The 17,944-nt window shown below is 67.1% G+C and carries 18 protein-coding genes; 14 read left to right on the top strand and 4 right to left on the bottom strand.

The genetic code is table 11. The features are described 5' to 3' along the window. Positions 1–67 precede the first annotated feature (67 nt). Both GTW51_RS00875 and GTW51_RS00870 read left to right on the top strand, forming a co-directional pair. The gene (locus GTW51_RS00875; protein ID WP_163042000.1) at positions 68–844 is read left to right on the top strand and encodes an ABC transporter permease; all 777 of its coding nucleotides are present in this window, start codon (positions 68–70) and stop codon (positions 842–844) included. Then, positions 841–1,638 (top strand): ABC transporter ATP-binding protein, encoded by a 798-nt coding sequence (locus tag GTW51_RS00870; protein ID WP_163041999.1) that lies wholly within the window; start codon positions 841–843, stop codon positions 1,636–1,638. Before GTW51_RS00875 ends, GTW51_RS00870 begins: the two co-directional genes overlap by 4 nt. Here GTW51_RS00870 and GTW51_RS00865 read toward each other — a convergent pair. Further along, positions 1,633–2,334: a histidine utilization transcriptional repressor HutC gene (locus GTW51_RS00865; protein WP_163041998.1), complete on the bottom strand. Its 702-nt coding sequence runs from the start codon at positions 2,332–2,334 to the stop codon at positions 1,633–1,635. The genes GTW51_RS00870 and GTW51_RS00865 overlap by 6 nt on opposite strands. Then, positions 2,331–3,695 carry a formimidoylglutamate deiminase gene (locus tag GTW51_RS00860; protein ID WP_163041997.1) on the bottom strand — a complete coding sequence of 455 codons (1,365 nt, stop codon included), beginning with the start codon at positions 3,693–3,695 and terminating at the stop codon, positions 2,331–2,333. The genes GTW51_RS00865 and GTW51_RS00860 overlap by 4 nt, the downstream gene beginning before the upstream one ends. 86 nt (positions 3,696–3,781) lie before the next feature. Between GTW51_RS00860 and hutI the strand changes: the two genes are divergently transcribed. From hutI to GTW51_RS00825, 7 genes are all read left to right on the top strand, one after another. After that, a complete protein-coding gene (gene hutI, locus GTW51_RS00855) occupies positions 3,782–4,990 on the top strand; it encodes an imidazolonepropionase (RefSeq protein ID WP_203565828.1) in 1,209 nt (402 codons plus the stop codon). After that, positions 4,987–6,519, top strand: coding sequence for a histidine ammonia-lyase (hutH, locus tag GTW51_RS00850; RefSeq protein ID WP_163041996.1), 1,533 nt, complete (start codon positions 4,987–4,989; stop codon positions 6,517–6,519). Before hutI ends, hutH begins: the two co-directional genes overlap by 4 nt. 229 nt (positions 6,520–6,748) lie before the next feature. Next, positions 6,749–7,549, top strand: a complete 801-nt coding sequence (gene hutG / locus GTW51_RS00845) for an N-formylglutamate deformylase (protein WP_163041995.1) — start codon at positions 6,749–6,751, stop codon at positions 7,547–7,549. 4 nt (positions 7,550–7,553) lie between these two features. Beyond that, positions 7,554–9,227: a urocanate hydratase gene (gene hutU / locus GTW51_RS00840; protein ID WP_163041994.1), complete on the top strand. Its 1,674-nt coding sequence runs from the start codon at positions 7,554–7,556 to the stop codon at positions 9,225–9,227. Positions 9,228–9,321: 94 nt separating this feature from the next. Continuing rightward, on the top strand, positions 9,322–10,008 hold the full coding sequence (locus GTW51_RS00835) for a permease (RefSeq protein ID WP_203565827.1): 687 nt from the start codon (positions 9,322–9,324) through the stop codon (positions 10,006–10,008). Positions 10,009–10,151: 143 nt separating this feature from the next. Beyond that, positions 10,152–10,478: a hypothetical protein gene (locus tag GTW51_RS00830; protein WP_163041993.1), complete on the top strand. Its 327-nt coding sequence runs from the start codon at positions 10,152–10,154 to the stop codon at positions 10,476–10,478. A gap of 700 nt (positions 10,479–11,178) precedes the next feature. Then, a complete protein-coding gene (locus GTW51_RS00825; protein WP_163041992.1) occupies positions 11,179–11,904 on the top strand; it encodes a Crp/Fnr family transcriptional regulator in 726 nt (241 codons plus the stop codon). Between the two features lie 174 nt (positions 11,905–12,078). Here the strand turns inward: GTW51_RS00825 and GTW51_RS00820 are convergent, their stop codons facing one another. Continuing rightward, complete coding sequence (locus GTW51_RS00820) at positions 12,079–12,789, bottom strand: MBL fold metallo-hydrolase (protein ID WP_343033850.1); 711 nt, start codon at positions 12,787–12,789, stop codon at positions 12,079–12,081. A 390-nt stretch (positions 12,790–13,179) separates the two neighbouring features. On the opposite strand from GTW51_RS00820, the gene GTW51_RS00815 reads away from it, so the two are divergent. From GTW51_RS00815 to GTW51_RS00800, 4 genes are all read left to right on the top strand, one after another. Then, positions 13,180–13,416, top strand: coding sequence for a hypothetical protein (locus GTW51_RS00815; protein WP_163041990.1), 237 nt, complete (start codon positions 13,180–13,182; stop codon positions 13,414–13,416). A gap of 233 nt (positions 13,417–13,649) precedes the next feature. Continuing rightward, positions 13,650–14,024: a DUF427 domain-containing protein gene (locus GTW51_RS00810; protein WP_281354553.1), complete on the top strand. Its 375-nt coding sequence runs from the start codon at positions 13,650–13,652 to the stop codon at positions 14,022–14,024. A 218-nt stretch (positions 14,025–14,242) separates the two neighbouring features. After that, positions 14,243–15,217, top strand: a complete 975-nt coding sequence (locus GTW51_RS00805) for an SDR family oxidoreductase (protein WP_163042630.1) — start codon at positions 14,243–14,245, stop codon at positions 15,215–15,217. 43 nt (positions 15,218–15,260) lie between these two features. Next, positions 15,261–16,028 (top strand): DUF2243 domain-containing protein, encoded by a 768-nt coding sequence (locus GTW51_RS00800; RefSeq protein WP_163041988.1) that lies wholly within the window; start codon positions 15,261–15,263, stop codon positions 16,026–16,028. A 67-nt stretch (positions 16,029–16,095) separates the two neighbouring features. Here the strand turns inward: GTW51_RS00800 and GTW51_RS00795 are convergent, their stop codons facing one another. Next, the gene (locus tag GTW51_RS00795; protein WP_163041987.1) at positions 16,096–16,515 is read right to left on the bottom strand and encodes a hypothetical protein; all 420 of its coding nucleotides are present in this window, start codon (positions 16,513–16,515) and stop codon (positions 16,096–16,098) included. A gap of 394 nt (positions 16,516–16,909) precedes the next feature. Here GTW51_RS00795 and GTW51_RS00790 point away from each other — a divergent pair, with 394 nt between their 5' ends. Then, complete coding sequence (locus GTW51_RS00790) at positions 16,910–17,641, top strand: DUF4142 domain-containing protein (protein ID WP_163041986.1); 732 nt, start codon at positions 16,910–16,912, stop codon at positions 17,639–17,641. Positions 17,642–17,944 lie beyond the last annotated feature (303 nt).

Below are 17,944 nucleotides of genomic sequence, written 5' to 3'. Positions count from 1 at the left end.
GTTCCGCGGCGACCGGTTTTGACCGGCTGCCGCGGCTTTTGACCCACCAAGCGCCGGACCCCGCACGATGATCCGACCCTTCCAGCCGGTGGACACGCGCACCCGCGTCGTCCTCGGCTTTTCGTTCTTCGTGCTGTTCGTCGCCCTCTGGTCGCTCGCGACCTACGGCGGCTTCGTGTCGCGCACCTTCCTCGCCGACCCGCTGACCATGCTGGGCGACGGCTGGTACCTGCTGTCGCAGCGCGGTTTCCTCGGCGACATCGGGATCACCATCTGGCGCGTCGTCGGCGGTTTCACCATCGCGGCGGCTCTCGCCGTGCCGATCGGCATCGCCATGGGCACCTACAAGCCGGTGGAAGCGCTGCTCGAGCCCTTCGTCTCCTTCGCCCGCTACCTGCCGGCCTCCGCGTTCGTGCCGCTGCTGATCCTGTGGGCCGGCATCGGCGAGACGCAGAAGCTGCTGGTCATCTTCATCGGCTCGTTCTTCCAGATCACGCTGATGGTGGCGGGCGCCGTCGGCTCGACCCGCCAAGACCTGGTGGAGGCGGCCTACACGCTGGGGGCGAACGACCGTGGCATCGTGCGCCGCGTCCTCGTGCCGGCGAATGCGCCGGACATCGCGGAGATCCTCCGCCTCGTGCTCGGCTGGGCCTGGACCTACGTCATCGTCGCCGAGCTGATCGGCGCCTCGTCGGGCATCGGCTACATGATCATCAATTCGCAGGCGCTGATGGCAACCGGCCAGATCATCTTCGGCATCATTGTCATCGGGCTGATCGGCCTGATCTCGGACTTCCTGTTCAAGTCGATCAATCGCTGGCTCTTCGCCTGGAGGCTGGCATGAGCGAGCTCGTCATTTCCGGCCTCGGCCGGGTGTTTCCCGGCGTGAAGGGCGGCGCCCCGGTCGTCGCGCTGCAGCCGACCGACCTCACCGTGCCGTCGGACGATTTCGTCACCATTCTCGGGCCGTCCGGCTGCGGCAAGTCCACGCTGCTGCGCATCATCGCCGGCCTCGACCGGCCGACCACCGGCACCGTGACGCTCGACGGGGAGGCGATTACCGGCCCCGGACCGGACCGCGGCATGGTGTTTCAGTCCTACACGCTGTTTCCCTGGCTGAGCGTCGAGGACAACATCGCCTTCGGCCTGCGCGAGAAGCGCATGGGCGAGGCCGAGAAACGCGAGATCGTCGGCTTCTACGTCGATCAGGTCGGGCTCAAGGGCTTCGAGAAGCACTGGCCGAAGCAGCTTTCGGGCGGCATGCAGCAGCGTACCGCGATTGCCCGCGCGCTCGCCAACGACCCGAAGATCCTGCTCCTCGACGAGCCCTTCGGCGCGCTCGACAACCAGACGCGCGGGCTGATGCAGGAACTCCTGCTCGGCATCTGGGAGCGCGAGCACAAGATGGTGCTGTTCGTCACCCACGACATCGAGGAGGCGATCTTCGTCGGCTCGCGGGTCGTGACGATGTCGGCGCGACCCGGCCGGATCAAGTCGATCCTGCCCGTCGACCTGCCGCATCCGCGCCACTACAAGATGAAGTCGAGCCCGGAATTCAGCGAGATGCGCGCCCGGCTGACCGAGGAAATCCGTGCGGAGGCGATCCAGGCCGACCGCGGCGAACTGGCCCGCTCATAGGCGGGACGTCAGCCGGTGGCTCTGCGGGTGCACCATGCGCACGGCGGTGATCGGCCGCGCGAGCAGCCAGGTGCGCCGCTCGCCGACGAACACCGGTTCGCTCTCTGCGACATCGAGGATTTTCGCCTCGCGCGCACTCGGCAGGGCGGCGAGGAAGGTGAACTCGGCGCGCGAGAACGGCGCGGCGCCGACCAGCCATTCGTTCGGCCCCAGGGTCTCGAAGCTCTCTTCCATCGCCTTCGGCGCGGCCGACGGATTGATCAGCCGATCCTCGAACTGATACGGGCGCTCGTCGGCCAGATGCAGGCATTCCAGGTGCAGGACCATGTCGCCGAGTGCAACGCCCAGACGTTCGGCGTCCCGTGCATCCGCCGCCCGGGCCTCCCGCGCCAGCAGGGCGTAGCGATAGGCGGCGCCGGCAGCGGCGACCTCCTGGGAGACCAGCGGAATGGCGAAACGGGCTTGGCGGACGGGATGCAGCGCGACGCGCGTCCCCACCTTGCGCTTGCGCTCGATCAGCCCGGCGCGCGCCAATTCCTGCAGCGCCCGGTTGACGGTGGCCCTGGCTGCGCCGAACTCGGCGGCCAGGGCCTCCTCGCCGGGGATCAGGGCGCCGGCCTTCCACGTCTGCTCGCCGATGCGTCGGGCTATCTCGTCCTTGATGACGCGGAACGAGGAGCGGGGGCCGGGCTTCACAGGCGCCCCATGACATTGGCCAGCACCGCGCGATAGCGCCGGGTCAGCGCGTCGGCGTCGATATGCCGACCCTCCCGCACGATGTGGCGCCCGGCCGACCAGACGTCGGTCACGGCCTCGCGACCGCCGGTGAAGATCCAGCCATCGAGGATGCCGTCGCCTTTGCCGGAGCCGGCGAAGCGGGCCGGGTCGAGCGCCGCGAGATCGGCAAAGGCGCCGACCCGGATCGCGCCCGCCTCGCGGCCGAGGGCACGGGCGCCGCCCTTGAGTGCCCCGTCGTAGAGGCGGCGGCCGACGGAGCCGCCCGGCTCGGCGAGCACGGCGCGGCCCTTGTGCTTCAGCCGCTGCGAATATTCCAGCTGGCGCAGCTCCTCGGCGGCGCTGATGCGGATGTTGGAATCCGAGCCGATGCCGAAGCTGCCGCCAGCTTCCAGGAAGGCGACGCCCTCGAAGATGCCGTCGCCGAGATTGGCCTCGGTGACAGGGCAGAGGCCGGCCACCGCGCCGGAACGGGCAAGCGCCTCGGTTTCGGCTTGCGTCATGTGGGTGGCGTGGATCAGGCACCAGCGCTCGTCGACCTGGAAATTCTCGAGCAGCCACTCGATGGAACGGCGCCCGGTCGCCGCGAGAACCTCCTCGATCTCGGCCTCCTGCTCGGCGGCATGCATATGGAACGGTCCGTCCGGCAGGGTGGCTGCGAGGATCCTTATGTCGTCCGCCGGGGCGGCCCGCAGCGAATGCGGCGCGAGGCCGAGGCTTGTGTCGGCGGGGAGCGGGGCGAGGATTTCCTTCGCCCGCTCGACCAGTTTCAGGAACCGGCCGAGATCGTTGCCGAAGCGCTGCTGGCCGCCGGTCAGCGGCCGTCCGTCGAGACCACCGGTGCGGTAATGCACCGGCAGCAGCGTCAGGCCGATGCCAGTTGTCGTCGCCGCAGCCGCGATGCGGGACGAGAGTTCGCCGAGGTCGTCATAGGGTGCGCCGTTCGGGGCATGATGGAGATAGTGGAACTCGGCGACGGCGCCGAAGCCGGCCTCCAGCATCTCCATGAAGGCAAAGGCGGCGATCGTCTCGATCTCGTCCGGCGTCAGCACGTCGAGAAACCGGTACATCAGGACGCGCCAGGTCCAGAAGCTGTCGCGCCCCTCCGGCCCACGGGTCTCGGTGAGCCCCGCCATGGCGCGCTGGAATGTATGGCTGTGGAGGTTGGACAGCGCCGGCAGGAGGACAGGCACCGCCTGGTCTGCGGCCTCGTTCTCGCCGGCGGCATCGATCGCGGTGATACAACCATCGTCGCCGATCGTGACGAGGCCGTTTCGCGCCCAGCCGTCTTCCAGCAGCAGCTGTTCAGCCCTGATCCGCATCGGCTATCCTCACCCCCGCCGCGATTGACACTATATGTCTATACATAATAGGTTTTCGGCTCAACCGAAACCGACGGATGCGCGCCATGGCCAGACGCCTTCTCACCGAGCTGACGCTCGCGACCATGGAGCGGTCGGGCGCGCCCTACGGGCTGGTGACAAATGCCGCGGTGGCGACGATCGACGGGCAGATCGTCTTCGCCGGCCCGGCCGCCGACCTGCCGGCCGAATGGCACGGCAAGGAGGCCGAGGGTCTCGGGCAGCGGCTGGTGACCCCGGCGCTGATCGACTGCCACACCCATCTCGTCCATGGCGGCAGCCGGGCCCGGGAGTTCGAGCTGCGCCTGGCTGGTGCCAGCTACCAGGAGCTTGCGGCGGCGGGCGGCGGCATCGTCTCGACCGTCTCGGCAACGCGGGCGGCCAGCGAAGACAGCCTGTTCGACAGCGCCTCGCGGCGCCTCGACGCGCTGCTCGCCGAAGGCGTGACGACGGTGGAGATCAAGTCCGGCTACGGCCTGACCGTCGCGGACGAGTTGAAGATGCTGCGCGTCGCGCGCTGGCTGGGTGCCGAGCGCGACGTGCGCGTCCTCACCACCTATCTCGCCGCGCATGCCGTGCCGACCGAATACCAAGGCCGGCCCGGCGACTACATCCAGGCGGTGGTGCTGCCCGGCATGGAGCAGGGCGCGGCAGAGGGGCTGATCGATGCGGTCGACGGCTTCTGCGAGGGCATCGCGTTTTCAGTCGACGAGATGGCAATGGTCTTTGAGCGCGCCAGCGCGCTCGGCCTGCCGGTCAAGCTCCATGCGGAGCAATTGTCCGATCTCGGCGGTGCCGCGCTCGCGGCCCGGTATGGCGCGCTGTCGGCGGATCACCTGGAATATCTGTCGCAGGAGGGGGTCGATGCGCTGGCGGAGGCCGGCACGGTGGCGGTCCTGCTGCCGGGCGCGTTCTATACGCTACGCGAGCGGCAGGCACCGCCGGTTGCGGCGCTGCGCGAAGCCGGCGTGCCGATCGCGCTTGCCACCGACTGCAATCCCGGCTCGTCGCCGCTTGCCTCGCCGCTGCTCGCCATGAACATGGGCTCGACGCTGTTCGGCCTGACGCCGGAGGAAGCGCTCGCCGGCGTCACACGCGAGGCGGCCCACGCCCTTGGTCTGGCAGATGAGCTCGGCACGATCACGCCCGGCAAATGCGCCGAGTTCGCCGTCTGGGACGTCGAGCATCCGGCCGAACTCGCCTACCGGATCGGCTTCAACCCGCTGCACCGGGTTATCCGGGACGTCGCGGCATGACCATCGTTCTCACGCCCGGCCACGTCACGCTTTCGACGCTGGAGCGCATCTATCGCGGCACCGAGCCGGTGAGGCTCGATCCCGCCTGCCGGCCCGGCATCGAGGCCAGTGCGGCGCGCATCGCCGAGATCGCTGCCGGCGAGGACGCCGTCTACGGCATCAACACCGGTTTCGGAAAGCTCGCCAGCGTGCGGATCGCGCCGGGCGACGTCGAGACGCTGCAGCGCAATCTCATCCTGTCGCATTGCTGCGGGGTGGGCGACAATCTCGCTCCCGAGATCGTGCGGCTGGTGATGGCGACGAAGCTCGTGTCGCTCGGGCGCGGCGCGTCGGGCGTGCGCCCGGTGATCGTCGAACTGATCGAGGCGATGCTGGACAAGGGCATCCTGCCGGTCGTGCCGGGGCAGGGCTCGGTCGGCGCTTCCGGCGATCTGGCGCCGCTGGCGCATGTCGCGGCTGCCATGATCGGCGAGGGGGAGGTGGTAGTCGACGGCACCGTGCGCCCCGCCGCCGAGGCGTTGCGCGCGGCGGGGCTCTCGCCGGTGACCCTCGCGGCCAAGGAAGGGCTCGCCCTGATCAACGGCACGCAGGTCTCGACCGCCCTCGCGCTGGCGGGGCTGTTCCGCGCCTTCCGCGCCGCGCAGGCGGCGCTCGTCACCGGCGCGCTGTCGACCGACGCGGCCATGGGCTCCTCCGCGCCGTTCCATCCGGAGATACACACGCTGCGCGGCCATCGCGGGCAGATCGAGGCGGCAGCCTCCCTGCGCGCCCTGCTCGAGGGCTCGCAGATCCGCGACAGCCATCTGACCGGCGACGAGCGGGTACAGGATCCCTACTGCATCCGCTGCCAGCCGCAGGTCGACGGCGCCTGTCTCGACGTGCTGCGGCAGGCAGCGGGAACGCTGGTGATCGAGGCGAACGCCGTCACCGACAATCCGCTGGTGCTGTCCGACGGTTCGGTGGTTTCCGGCGGCAATTTCCACGCCGAGCCGGTGGCGCTGGCCGCCGACCAGATCGCGCTGGCGATCTGCGAGATCGGCGCGATCGCCCAGCGCCGCATCGCGCTGCTCGTCGATCCGGCACTGTCCTTCGGCCTGCCGCCCTTCCTGACGAAGCGCCCCGGCCTGAACTCGGGGCTGATGATCGCCGAGGTCACTTCGGCGGCGCTGATGAGCGAGAACAAGCAGATGGCACACCCGGCCAGCGTCGATTCGACGCCGACCTCGGCCAACCAGGAAGACCACGTCTCCATGGCCTGCCACGGCGCGCGGCGGCTGCTGCTAATGACGCAGAACCTCTCGGCGATCATCGGTATCGAGGCGCTGACGGCGGCGCAGGGCATCGATCTGCGCGCGCCGCTGGCGACCGGCACCCGCCTGCTGGCGGCCCACGCTGCGATCAGGGCCGTCGTGCCGACGCTCGAGGACGACCGCTACATGGCCGGCGACCTGGACGCGGCCGCCGAGCTGGTGCGCTCGGGCGCGCTGGTCGCGAGCGTCGGCGACGTGCTGCCGGGGCTGGACTCGTGAGGCACATCAACGGCGCAATCGATCTCCCCCCTTGTTGGGGAGATGCCGGCAGGCAGAGGGCAGTCTCGAGGGGCGCCCACCTCGTATGGTATCGCTTTCTAAACCAGCGACAGGACGCGGGATCAGGGCGAAGGCCGCGCGGCATCACCCCCCTCTGGGCTGCCGCCCATCTCCCCCACAAGGGGGGAGATCAATCGCTGCGATGCTCACCGCTTCCTGGATGCGTCGCATGAGCCCGGTAGAGGTCCACCGCGGCTCGTCGCCGGTCGTGCTCGGGCTGCCGCATACCGGCACAGTGGTGCCGGACGACATCCGTGCCTGCCTGAACGACGAAGGCATGAAGCTGCGCGACACGGACTGGCACATCGACCTTCTCTATGAGGGCCTGCTGCCGGGCGCGACGACGGTGCGCGCGACCTTCCACCGCTACGTCGTCGACGCCAACCGCGATCCGGGCGGGGCGAGCCTCTATCCGGGCCAGGCGACGACGTCGCTGGTGCCGCTGACCGATTTCGACAACCAGCCGATCTGGCGTGACGGCAGGGCGCCGGACGATGCGGAAGTCGCGCGGCGGGTGAAGCTGTTCCATGCGCCCTACCATGCGGCGCTGGCCGCCGAGATCGCCCGCGTCAAGGCGATCCACGGCGTGGCCATCCTCTACGACTGCCACTCGATCCGCTCCCGCGTCCCGTATCTGTTCGAGGGAATCCTGCCGGACTTCAACATCGGCACCGATGGCGGGCGAACCTGCGACAGGCTGGTGGAACTGGCAGTTCGTGGCGTGTGCGAGACGGCGGACGGCTACACCAGCATCGTCAACGGTCGCTTCCGCGGCGGCTGGACGACACGCCACTACGCCGCGCCGGGCGAGGGCGTCCACACGATCCAGATGGAACTCGCGCAGGCGACGCATCTGGCGAGCGAGGCGCCGCCCTTTGCCTATGACGAGACCCGTGCGGCTCGCCTGCGCCCCGTTCTCGCCGAACTCCTGCGCCGCCTCGAAGCGCTGGCGCCCGCACTGAAAGGCTGACCCGATGACGCTTCCCGACCGCCGCCACAACGCCCGCACCGTTCGCGCGGCCCGCGGCACCGAGCTGTCGGCCAAAAGCTGGCTGACCGAGGCGCCGCTGCGCATGCTGATGAACAATCTCGACCCGGAGGTCGCCGAAAACCCCAACGAGCTGGTGGTCTATGGCGGAATCGGGCGGGCGGCGCGCACCTGGGACGATTTCGACAAGATCGTCGCGGCGCTGCGGACGCTGGAGGAAGACGAAACGCTGCTGGTGCAGTCCGGCAAGCCGGTCGGGGTCTTCCGCACCCACAGGGATGCGCCGCGCGTCCTGATCGCCAATTCCAACCTCGTGCCGCACTGGGCGACCTGGGACCATTTCAACGAGCTCGATAAGAAGGGGCTCGCGATGTACGGCCAGATGACGGCCGGCTCCTGGATCTATATCGGCACGCAGGGGATCGTGCAGGGCACCTACGAGACCTTCGTGGAAGCCGGCCGCCAGCATTACGGCGGCGACCTCACGGGCAAGTGGGTGCTGACCGGCGGTCTCGGCGGCATGGGCGGCGCCCAGCCGCTGGCGGCGGTGATGGCCGGCGCCTCCTGCCTGACGGTCGAGTGCAACCCGGACTCGATCGATTTCCGCCTGCGCACCCGCTATGTCGACGAGAAGGCCGAGACGCTCGACGAGGCGATGGCGATGATCGAGCGCTGGACCGCCGCCGGCGAGGCGAAGTCGGTCGGCCTCCTCGGAAACGCCGCCGAGATCCTGCCGGAGATGGTCCGCCGCGGCATCCGCCCCGACATCGTCACCGACCAGACCTCGGCGCACGACCCGATCAATGGTTATCTGCCGGTCGGCTGGTCGATGGCCGAATGGCGCGCCCGGCGCGAGAGCGACCCGAAGGCCGTGGAAAAGGCCGCCCGCGCGTCGATGCGCACCCATGTCGAGGCGATGCTGGCCTTCCATGCGGCCGGGGTGCCAACGCTCGACTACGGCAACAACATTCGCCAGGTCGCTAAGGACGAGGGGCTGGAAAACGCCTTCGATTTTCCGGGCTTCGTGCCGGCCTATATCCGCCCTCTGTTCTGCCGCGGCATCGGCCCGTTCCGCTGGGCGGCGCTCTCCGGCGATCCGGAAGACATCTACCGCACCGACGCCAAGGTGAAGGAGATCCTGCCCGACAACCATCATCTCCACCGCTGGCTCGACATGGCGCGCGAGCGCATCGCCTTCCAGGGCCTGCCGGCGCGGATCTGCTGGGTCGGGCTCGGCGACCGTCACCGGCTGGGCCTCGCCTTCAACGAGATGGTGCGGAACGGCGAACTCTCGGCGCCGGTGGTCATCGGGCGTGACCATCTCGACTCGGGCTCCGTCGCCTCGCCCAACCGCGAGACCGAGGCGATGAAGGACGGCTCCGACGCGGTCTCCGACTGGCCGCTGCTGAACGCCCTGCTCAACACCGCCTCCGGCGCCACCTGGGTGTCGCTGCACCACGGCGGCGGCGTCGGCATGGGGTTCTCTCAGCACGCCGGCATGGTGATCTGCTGCGACGGGTCGGAAGACGCGGACCGGCGCATCGCGCGCGTCCTCTGGAACGACCCGGCCACCGGCGTCATGCGTCACGCCGACGCCGGCTACGACGAGGCGCTCGACTGCGCGCGGGAGAACGGGCTCAACCTGCCGGCAATCCTGTAGGCGGACGTCGCCGGCCGAATGGCCGCGACTTTGGCGCCCATTGAAGTCCGCGACACGGCGGCGATAGGCTGACCGGCCATGCCGGAGGGTGCCCGTGGACTTCATGAACCTCCTCAAGTCGATCGAGGCGCTGCTCTACGAGCTCGTCTCCTGGCTTGTCTTCTATCCGCTGACCCTGTGGCGATGCGTCCGTCAGCCACTCCGGATGATGGCCTATGCCAGAAGCGAGCTGGCCGATTTGCCGGACGAGCAGTTCATCGATGCGCTCAGCCCGCCGATCTTCCTGTTCCTGACGATCGTCATCGCGCATCTCCTGGACCTCGGTTTCGGTGCCTCGCACGTGGCTGCCGGCGGGGTCTTCGCCGATACCCGCAATCTCCTGATGTTCCGGGCAGTGGCCTTCAGCCTCTTCCCGCTGCTCCTGGCCGTGCAGGCGGTGCGGCAGGAAGGGCTGGCCCTGAACCGGGCGACCTTGCGGCCGGCCTTCTACAGCCACTGCTTCATCGCGGCACCCTTCGTCCTGGCGATCGACCTGGCGATGACCGTCGGCATTCGCGACGGCACCACGGCGCGGATCCTGGGCGCATCGATCTTCCTCGCCGGCCTTGCCTGGTATCTGGCCGCGTTGACGCAATGGTTCGTCGTGCATCGCGGGACCAGCCGGCATCGGGCCTTCGGGAGGGCGCTGCTTTTCGTTCTGCTGGGCGCTGTCGCGCTCCTGGTTGCGCTGATCCTCGCCGCCTTGTCCATCCTGGCCAGCGACGGCAGAGGGCTGCAGTAAGGCTGCGGCGCGTGGGCGAATGACCGTGAGGCGGGTCGGCTCCTTTGCCCTGCTTGACCGGCAGCACAGGTTCGGCCCATCAGTCCTGCGGAAAGCGCTAAGCCGAATACCGCATCGCGCTCGGCATGCTGAGGAGCGGCGACATGGCACGGAAGATACGAGACGCCAGCTGGCTGGTGGACGAAGCGGCGGCCGAGGCGCCGGCGGAGCCGTGCTGGCTGTGCGGGCGGCCGCTCGGCAAGACCGTCGATCGCTTCCATCCCATCCCGAAAAGCCGGGGCGGCCGCGACACGGTGCCGGTCCATCCGATCTGCCGGGAGACGATCGACGCGAACTTCACGGCGAGCGAGCTGGTCCGCCACGCCGAAAGCGGCACGCCGCTCACCGACAACGAGACGGTCGCGCGATTCGTGAAATGGGTGGCCGGCAAGCCCGCCGATTTCCACTCCGCCACCAAGACAGGGCGGTAGGACGCGGCAGCATGTCGTTGGTCGAAGGGTGATGGGCGCAGTCACACGCGATCCTGTCTCGAAAAGGAGCTTTCCGTCCGAGTCTCCGTCAGATGCAGGATCGCAGTCCGCATGGTGAACGATACCGGCAGCGCGGGCTTCCGTAGGTCCGGCTCGACAGAGCAGAGGCCAAGCGGACATGCGCGCCAGCAACACCATGTCGTGGCGCTGCCGGCGGCAGGCCGGACGCTCCTTTCAGGCAAACAGCCGCTCGCGCTGACGCAGAGGACCTTGCACAGGCGCTGAACGGGGACTCCTTCTTCGCCGCATCGACCTAGCGAGATGATGCCGCTCTCGGGAACACGATGGTCTCGACGAGCTCACCCGGCCGAAACAGGACGTCGCGCTGTGGGAACTCGACCCGGTCGAGGCGCACGGCGAGCGCACGGGAGCCATCCTCCGGAGCGAACGAAGCGAAATATCCTTGCAGTTCTGGGAAGAGAGATCGGGCATCATGCCGCCTCCGACCGGGCGAGAGCAGGAAGGAGCGGCCGGGTGGGCCCCCGAAACCCTGCACACGAAAAGGAAACTAACGCAAACAATCAGGCGTTACCACCTCGACAGGGGATGCTCGCTAACAGACCCTTCGCTGTAAAGCCATTTCGTTTCAGTGGCATAAGGCGTTTAGGATCACCTCACGCTCGTTCCTGGAGGTAGCTCGATGTTGAACGTTGATCGCGGCCCCGTTCGGCTGGCTCTGCCTGTCCCAGACGAAGACCTCGGTGCACTGTTCGACGTTTTCTCCCGTACGATAGTGGTCGGAAAGCACGCCTTCCTGCGGCGACAGGGCGACCGTTCCGACCTCGTGACGATCCTTCGGAGCGGTGTGGCGGTGCGGCACAAGGCGAACAGAGAGGGAAACAGGCAGATCGTCGGCATCCTCATGCCCGGCCATATCTGCGACCTTTCCTCGCTCTTCTTCGACGATCCGGACCATTCCATCGAGACGGTAACCGACTGCGCCGTTGCCGTGGCACGCAGGGACCAGGTGCTCGACCTCATGGACAAGCGTCCGGCAATTTCCCGAGCCTTCCTCGCCAGAAGCCTCGCCGATGCCGCGATCGCGCGGGAATGGGTGATGAATGTTGGGCAGCGTCCGGGGTACCAGAGGGTCGCCCACTTGTTGTGCGAGATTTTCGCATACCGGCGCGCCATGGATTTCGCCGATGATGCGACTTGCACCTTCCCGCTGACGCAAGAGCAATTGGCCGACGCGACGGGGCTGACGGTCGTTTATGTAAATCGGGCGCTACAGGATCTGCGTCGAAAGAAGCTAATTACTCTCCGCCAGAGCCTACTCACGGTGCATGACTGGCGAGGCCTTCGCACCGAGGCCGACTTCAGCGCGTCCTATCTGCACGGCGACGAGCAGATAGGATGCCAGTGAGGCAATGGCAGGGCCAACTTCTTCTCTTGAGGAGCCAGCGACTGAGCGGAGAGGAGCTTATGTCCCCAGTGCCGCGGCCGAACCCACCAGCCAGTTTCCGCGGCATGGCCCTAAGGGAAGGCCGCCGGACCTGCACCCCGGACCCGATCCACGCCTCCACTGTACGGAGATCCACTACGCCCTAGGCAGCGCGATCTCCTCAAAATTGTCGGCGAGACGATGCAGGGCCGCGAGCATCTCGGGTCCCGCCATGGCTCGGCCGTGACCGGTGACAATCAGGCTCGGCTCCAGCGAAGCGAGGAGACTGACGGATGCCGCCGCTGCCGCCCAGTCGGGCGTGAAATAGCGCGGCGGACCGTGCATCTCTGGCTGCTGGACAGCAACCTCGTAGGCCGATTCCTGTCCCGTGGTGATCACGGCGTCACCGGCAATCAGCGTCCTGTCTGCCTCTCGCCAGAGGGAGACGTGACCGGGCGTGTGGAGCCAGCGCCAACCCGGAAGATGCGGCACGGTGCCGTCGTCGGGCAAAGATCTGAGACGGGCTGAGACGTCGATCGGCGAGCGGGGAAACAACGGGGCGAGTTTCGGCATGATGCCGCCTTCCGCGCCCGCATCCGGTGCCGGGTAGGATTGCTGTCCCGTGAGGAAGGGGTGCTCGAGGTCGTGAGCATAGATCGGCACGTCCCACTCCTCGCCCAGTTCCTTTAGAGCGCCCACATGGTCGAAATGGCCGTGGGTTTGGATGATCGCCGCAGGGCGCGATGTGCCGAAGCGCGAGGCGATGCCGGCAGCGATCTGACTTCCGGTCCCGGCCACGCCCGTGTCGATCAACACCCAGCCGCGGTCCCGGGCGTTCGCCGGGCCGATGAAGGCGACGTTGACCATCGCCGCCCGCAGGTACGCAAGGTCAGGCAAGACTGCGCGAACATGCGCTGAATCGACCTGCTCGGGAGCGCGAGCACTCTCGGGTAGCGGAAGCTGGACAGTCATCTCGTTTCCTGTCGCATGAGGCCATCAGTCGGCTGCAACGAACGTCCCGCCTGTTGGCTCCCTCCGCGCGCCGGCAGATCCCGCACGCAACTAACGAAAAATTCCTTCCGCGGCTGAACCGCCGGCAAAGAAAGGACCGGCACACGGCAGAACCCGCTCCGATGGCTCAATTGAACCCGCACGCAGCCGCTGGCAGGCAGGAAGAGGCAGCGCCGTTCGCTCGAAGCCCGGAACATCCGCAGCCCTGGAAGCTTTCTCATCCTGCTCAGCATGAAGGAGATCGTCATGTCCAAGACCAACGAACACCTCGACGACGCCAGCGGCGGTGGCGGTATCGGCGACATTCCCGCACAGCCCCGAGAGGATCGTCTCACCTCGGTGGAGCGCAATGATCCGGTGACAGACGGCGAGGCTGACAGCGGTCACATCGAGGGCGCGGCGCTGGCGGTCGACAAGGATGCCCCGCTCGACGGTGAGGATCCTGACGATACGGCTGACGAAACGCTCGGAGAGACGCCCTGACGGCTTGTGGTCACGCAGATATGGGGGGGCATGCCGCCCCGGCGCGAAGAAGGGTCTCGGGCCGCTCGTCGCACGGCTGAATTTTCGCTCCAGCGGTGCTGAATCACCGCACTACGACGTGATGCTCCTGCCGTAGCTCCCTGATCCGGCGGCGCACCCTCGGTGTCCCTCGGACGCCGGCCCCGCAAACAACCGCTGAATATCGACTTACGAACGAAGCATTGGAGGTTCCCATGGACGATCTACCCGGACAGACCCCTGGTGGGTCAACAGCCACGTCGCTTCGCATCGAACGCGAGCCGCGTCCCGTCGTGATCCGACGCCACGATGCAGTCATGGCCGCTACCAGGGATGCGCTTCTTGTTCACGGGCTCGGCGAAACGCCGGTCTATTTCGTGCCCCGGCGGGACGTCTACACGGAGCATCTGGTGGAGACCGGTACCCGTCCGGGTCTCGGCGGAAGGGACTCGAAATTCTGGTCCGTCACCGCGTCGGGCGGCGGGCTTGAGAATGCAGTCTGGATGTTCCTGATGCCGGAAGGAGAGACCGAGCCGCTTCTGGATCATTTCGGCTTCGACCCCAATCCGTTCAACATCACCGTCGACTGACAACTGCCGAAGGCGATTTGAGCAGGAGGCCTGCCGGCTCGGGCAATCTTCCCAACGAGACTGGCGATGCCTTGCCAGAGTTGGGCCGCTTGTCGGGACGGGCGGTGCCGTAATCTGTTTCCAGCTTGAGGGAGCAGCCCGGGCATGACCGGATCGCACTCCAGCCGGGCACATCGGTCAATCGTGACGCGGCTGGCGCATATGGAAGGGTTTTGTTTATGGAACGAAGCGGCTTGCGCGGTCATGTCGTCGTCGTCACCGGTGCATCCAGCGGGATCGGACAGGCGACGGCGGAGGCATTCGCCCGGTCCGGAGCGAAGCTGGTTCTGGCTGCGCGCGGGCGGGAGGCGCTGGAGAAGGTGGCGGAGGGCTGCAGGAACTTAGGGGCGGAGGTAGTCGCGGTGCCAACCGACGTGACGGACTCCGCGGCGGTGGCTGCCTTGCGCGACCGCGCGCTCTTGCTGGGCGGGCGGATCGACGTCTGGTTGGCCAATGTCGGCGTCGGCGCTGTCGGACGCTTCCATGAGGTGCCGATGGAGGCCCACGAGCAGATCATCAAGACGAACCTCGTAGGGCACATGAACAGCGCCCACGCCGTGCTGCCGGTCTTTCTGCGCCAGGGCAGCGGCACGTTCATCAACATGATCTCGCTCGGCGGCTTTGCGGCCATGCCCTTCGCGTCTGCCTACAGCGCCTCGAAATTCGCTTTGCGGGGCTTTTCCGAAGCCCTGAACGCGGAACTGGTCGACCATCCGAACATCCATGTCTGCGACGTCTATCCGGCGTTCATCGACACGCCCGGCATCGGGCATGCCGCCAACTACGTCGGGCGCAAGGTCACCGCACCGCCTCCTGTCTTCGATGCACGAAAGGTGGCCGACGCTGTCGTCCGCCTGGCAAGGCGGCCTCGTCGCACGACCACTGTGGGCTGGGTCACCAATGCCGCTCGTGTCGGTCATTTTCTGGCGCCAGATTTCACCATCGGCCTCGTGAAGCGGATCACGGAACGATCGCTTTCGCACGCGACCCCGATCGAGCCGACCAGTGGCAATTTGTTCGGCCCTCCCGCCATCGCAGGCGGTATCGATGGGGGGCTGCGCTCGCCGTCGCAGCGGCGGCAGGGGACAATGGCTGCCGGCGCTGCGCTCGCGGCCGGCGTGGGGCTCCTGCTGCTGTTGCGGTCGCGCCGCTGATCGTCAAAACTTCGACGGCCTCCGTACGGCATAGGAGAAGATCGTGTCAGCGACAACGTCTCCCGGTTCCCGATGGGCAGGGTATCTGCTCGGCTTCTCGCTGGGCGGCTTCTTTGATGGCATCCTGCTGCATCAGATCCTACAGTGGCATCACCTGCTCAGCGCCATCAACTCCGACGACCTGAGGTTCCAGGTCGCCGCCGACGGATATTTCCACGCGTTCATGTACGTTGTCGCCGGGGCAGGCCTCTGGATGCTCTGGCGTTCCTGGCGGGGCGGCGGCGCAGTGTCGGGGATCCAACTGACTGCGGCCTTACTGCTCGGCTTCGGCGCCTGGCACGTGCTCGACAGCCTCTTGTCGCACTGGCTCCTGGGAATCCACCGCATCCGGATGGACAGCGCATCCCCATTGTTCTGGGATCTGCTGTGGTTCGTGGTGTTCGGCCTCGTTCCCATTCTGCTCGGCTGGTGGATGGGCTCGCGCCCGACCGGCGGTTCGCCCGGAAAGCCGTCGGTCGTCGCCGCGGCACTGGCGACCCTCGCGACCGTGGGGGCTGGAACACAGGCCTTGCAACCGCCTCGGGACCGTGAGTTTACGACAGTCCTCTTCGCGCCTGGAACGGCCCCGGGCGCTGCCTTGGAAGCGATGTCGCTGGTCGGGGGCCGCCTCGTCTGGTCCGATCCGAGCGGCGAATTACTGGTGATCGAGACCGATCCCGGCACATGGACATCGACGCTCTATCGGCACGGCGCCATTCTGGTCAGTGGTGCCGGTCTGCCGGCGGGCTGCTTCGATTATCTGCGGGTCTGACGTTCGACCACCCGCGCAAGATGCGCGACCGCAGATCCGCCCGTGCCCGTCGACGCATGTGCCTGCGTCAGACGCCCTTTTCCTTCGCCTCGGCCAAGGCGAGTTCCAGCCCTTCCAGCAAGATGAAGATCAGGCTTGCGGTGAATCCGGCCACCAGCCAGCCGAACGGCCCGTCCAACAGAAGGCCGCACAGATACGCCGCACCCGTCGCGCAGCCGACCGACAGCAGGTTGAGCATCCGCCCGAGCAGTTTGACCGTGTCGGACCGCTGCGGGTCTTCGCGAAGCAGCAGCAGCGTCAGCAGTTCTGCGACCATGAACGCGCATACTGCGCCTCCGGCTCCGGCAAAGATCTCGAGCGGGCCGGGCGCTGCAATCGTGGCGAGGAGCGCGTAGGTGCCCGTGATGGTTATGGAGAAAGCGTAGGCTGACGAGTTGTCCATGACGCTGAGGCGCAGATTCTTCAGCAACAGTCGTTTGGCCGTCATTCGTCTGCCTCTGCTTTGCTAGCCGCGCGTCGTGCTCAGGCTGTGCGGGTGTGATCGGCGGGGTCCTAATGCGCCCGGCGCTCCCGCCGCAGTGGACCGAGCGGACTCATACGCGGCTTCCGCCCCAGGATCTGCGGTCGAGGGGTTCTGAGATTCCTCAACAACAAGGTGCTCACCGCGCATGATCAGCGACAAATGCGCAGACACCGACTTCGCTCCCGACGATCTGCACTTGCCATGCCGATTTCGACGTTGGCGAAGGCACCGGCGTCCCACCCGTCCAGGATTCTTCCTTCGCCACCAGGCCGGCGTCAGAGTCCCTTGGGGAAAGGTCTGATCGTCGGCTAACTTATTGTTCCGGAACATCAAAAATCGGCGTGCGTTGGGGTGCCATGTGGGCAACGAGCCCCTCAAGCACAGGATCATTCCAATGAACCGATATTTTGTCACCACAGCCCTGGCTGCCGCGCTGTTCGTCCCGAGCGTCGCTTCGGCGCAGACGGCCGCCCCGGCCACCCAGCAGCAGGCCGCGCTGACCGCCGCAGAATTCGTGCCGACGGCGACGTTCTCGAACCGCTTCGAGATCGAGTCCAGCGAACTGGCGCTGGAGCGTACCCAGAGCGCTGACGTACGCCATTTCGCGCAGCGCATGGTGCAGGATCACACTGCCGCCGGCGAGGCGCTGATGCAGGCAGTGGAAGCCTCCGGTGCCGATCTCGCGGTGCCTGCGGGCCTGGACCAGCGCCACCAGCAGATGGTTGATCAGTTGCAGGACCTGCCCGAAGGCCAGTTCGACGCGGCGTATCTCCAGATGCAGCGTCAGGCCCATGATGAGGCGGTTGCTCTGTTCGGCGCCTACGCACAGGGCGGCGAAGCCGGTCCCATCCGCGAGTTTGCCGCGACGACCCTTCCGGTTCTCGAGCAGCACCATCAGATGGTCATGACCACGGGTGCCGATGCGATGGTCACCGGGTCGACGTCGGCAACGACGTCCGGCGCCACCGAAGGCTCGATGTCGTCGCAGGAATCCGGCGCGTCGACGGCGGCCAGCGGTCAGGGCGGTGCTGATCCGGCCGAGTCGACCACCCCTTCGGGTGGTGTCGTTCCGGGGCAGAACCCGAACTAGGCAGCCGCTGCATATGCCAATTAGCTGGGCCGCCCGAAGGGGGGCCCAGCGATCGAACTGGCCTGCTGTCGGTCTGATGGAGACAAGGTTGGCTAACGCTCCCGTCGCTCGAAGTCTCTTGGGCTAAGCTAACCCAAGCTCGCTCTGCGCGTCGGATTATACAAGCGCTCGATATGGTCGAACACGTCTGCCTTCGCCTGATCGCGTTTACGGTAAAATTTCCGCGCCGTCCTTTCGGAAGCAAGAGACTCTCCGTCGCAGCATTGTCTCAGGGGGTTACCGGTTGGCAAAGTTTTGAACCCC

This window comes from Aurantimonas aggregata (assembly GCF_010500835.1).
GTDB classification, from domain to species: Bacteria; Pseudomonadota; Alphaproteobacteria; order Rhizobiales; family Rhizobiaceae; genus Aurantimonas; species Aurantimonas aggregata.
Note: the sequence above shows the minus strand (reverse complement) of the source record. Positions and strands in the feature narration are given on the sequence as shown.

Coding starts and splice junctions, on each gene's coding strand:
- GTW51_RS00875 (WP_163042000.1), top strand. CDS start 68: ATGATCCGACCCTTCCAGCCGGTGGACACGCGCACCCGCGTCGTCCTC.
- GTW51_RS00870 (WP_163041999.1), top strand. CDS start 841: ATGAGCGAGCTCGTCATTTCCGGCCTCGGCCGGGTGTTTCCCGGCGTG.
- GTW51_RS00860 (WP_163041997.1), bottom strand. CDS start 3,695: ATGCGGATCAGGGCTGAACAGCTGCTGCTGGAAGACGGCTGGGCGCGA.
- hutI (WP_203565828.1), top strand. CDS start 3,782: ATGGCCAGACGCCTTCTCACCGAGCTGACGCTCGCGACCATGGAGCGG.
- hutH (WP_163041996.1), top strand. CDS start 4,987: ATGACCATCGTTCTCACGCCCGGCCACGTCACGCTTTCGACGCTGGAG.
- hutG (WP_163041995.1), top strand. CDS start 6,749: ATGAGCCCGGTAGAGGTCCACCGCGGCTCGTCGCCGGTCGTGCTCGGG.
- hutU (WP_163041994.1), top strand. CDS start 7,554: ATGACGCTTCCCGACCGCCGCCACAACGCCCGCACCGTTCGCGCGGCC.
- GTW51_RS00830 (WP_163041993.1), top strand. CDS start 10,152: ATGGCACGGAAGATACGAGACGCCAGCTGGCTGGTGGACGAAGCGGCG.
- GTW51_RS00825 (WP_163041992.1), top strand. CDS start 11,179: ATGTTGAACGTTGATCGCGGCCCCGTTCGGCTGGCTCTGCCTGTCCCA.
- GTW51_RS00820 (WP_343033850.1), bottom strand. CDS start 12,789: ATGGTCAACGTCGCCTTCATCGGCCCGGCGAACGCCCGGGACCGCGGC.
- GTW51_RS00815 (WP_163041990.1), top strand. CDS start 13,180: ATGTCCAAGACCAACGAACACCTCGACGACGCCAGCGGCGGTGGCGGT.
- GTW51_RS00810 (WP_281354553.1), top strand. CDS start 13,650: ATGGACGATCTACCCGGACAGACCCCTGGTGGGTCAACAGCCACGTCG.
- GTW51_RS00805 (WP_163042630.1), top strand. CDS start 14,243: ATGGAACGAAGCGGCTTGCGCGGTCATGTCGTCGTCGTCACCGGTGCA.
- GTW51_RS00795 (WP_163041987.1), bottom strand. CDS start 16,515: ATGACGGCCAAACGACTGTTGCTGAAGAATCTGCGCCTCAGCGTCATG.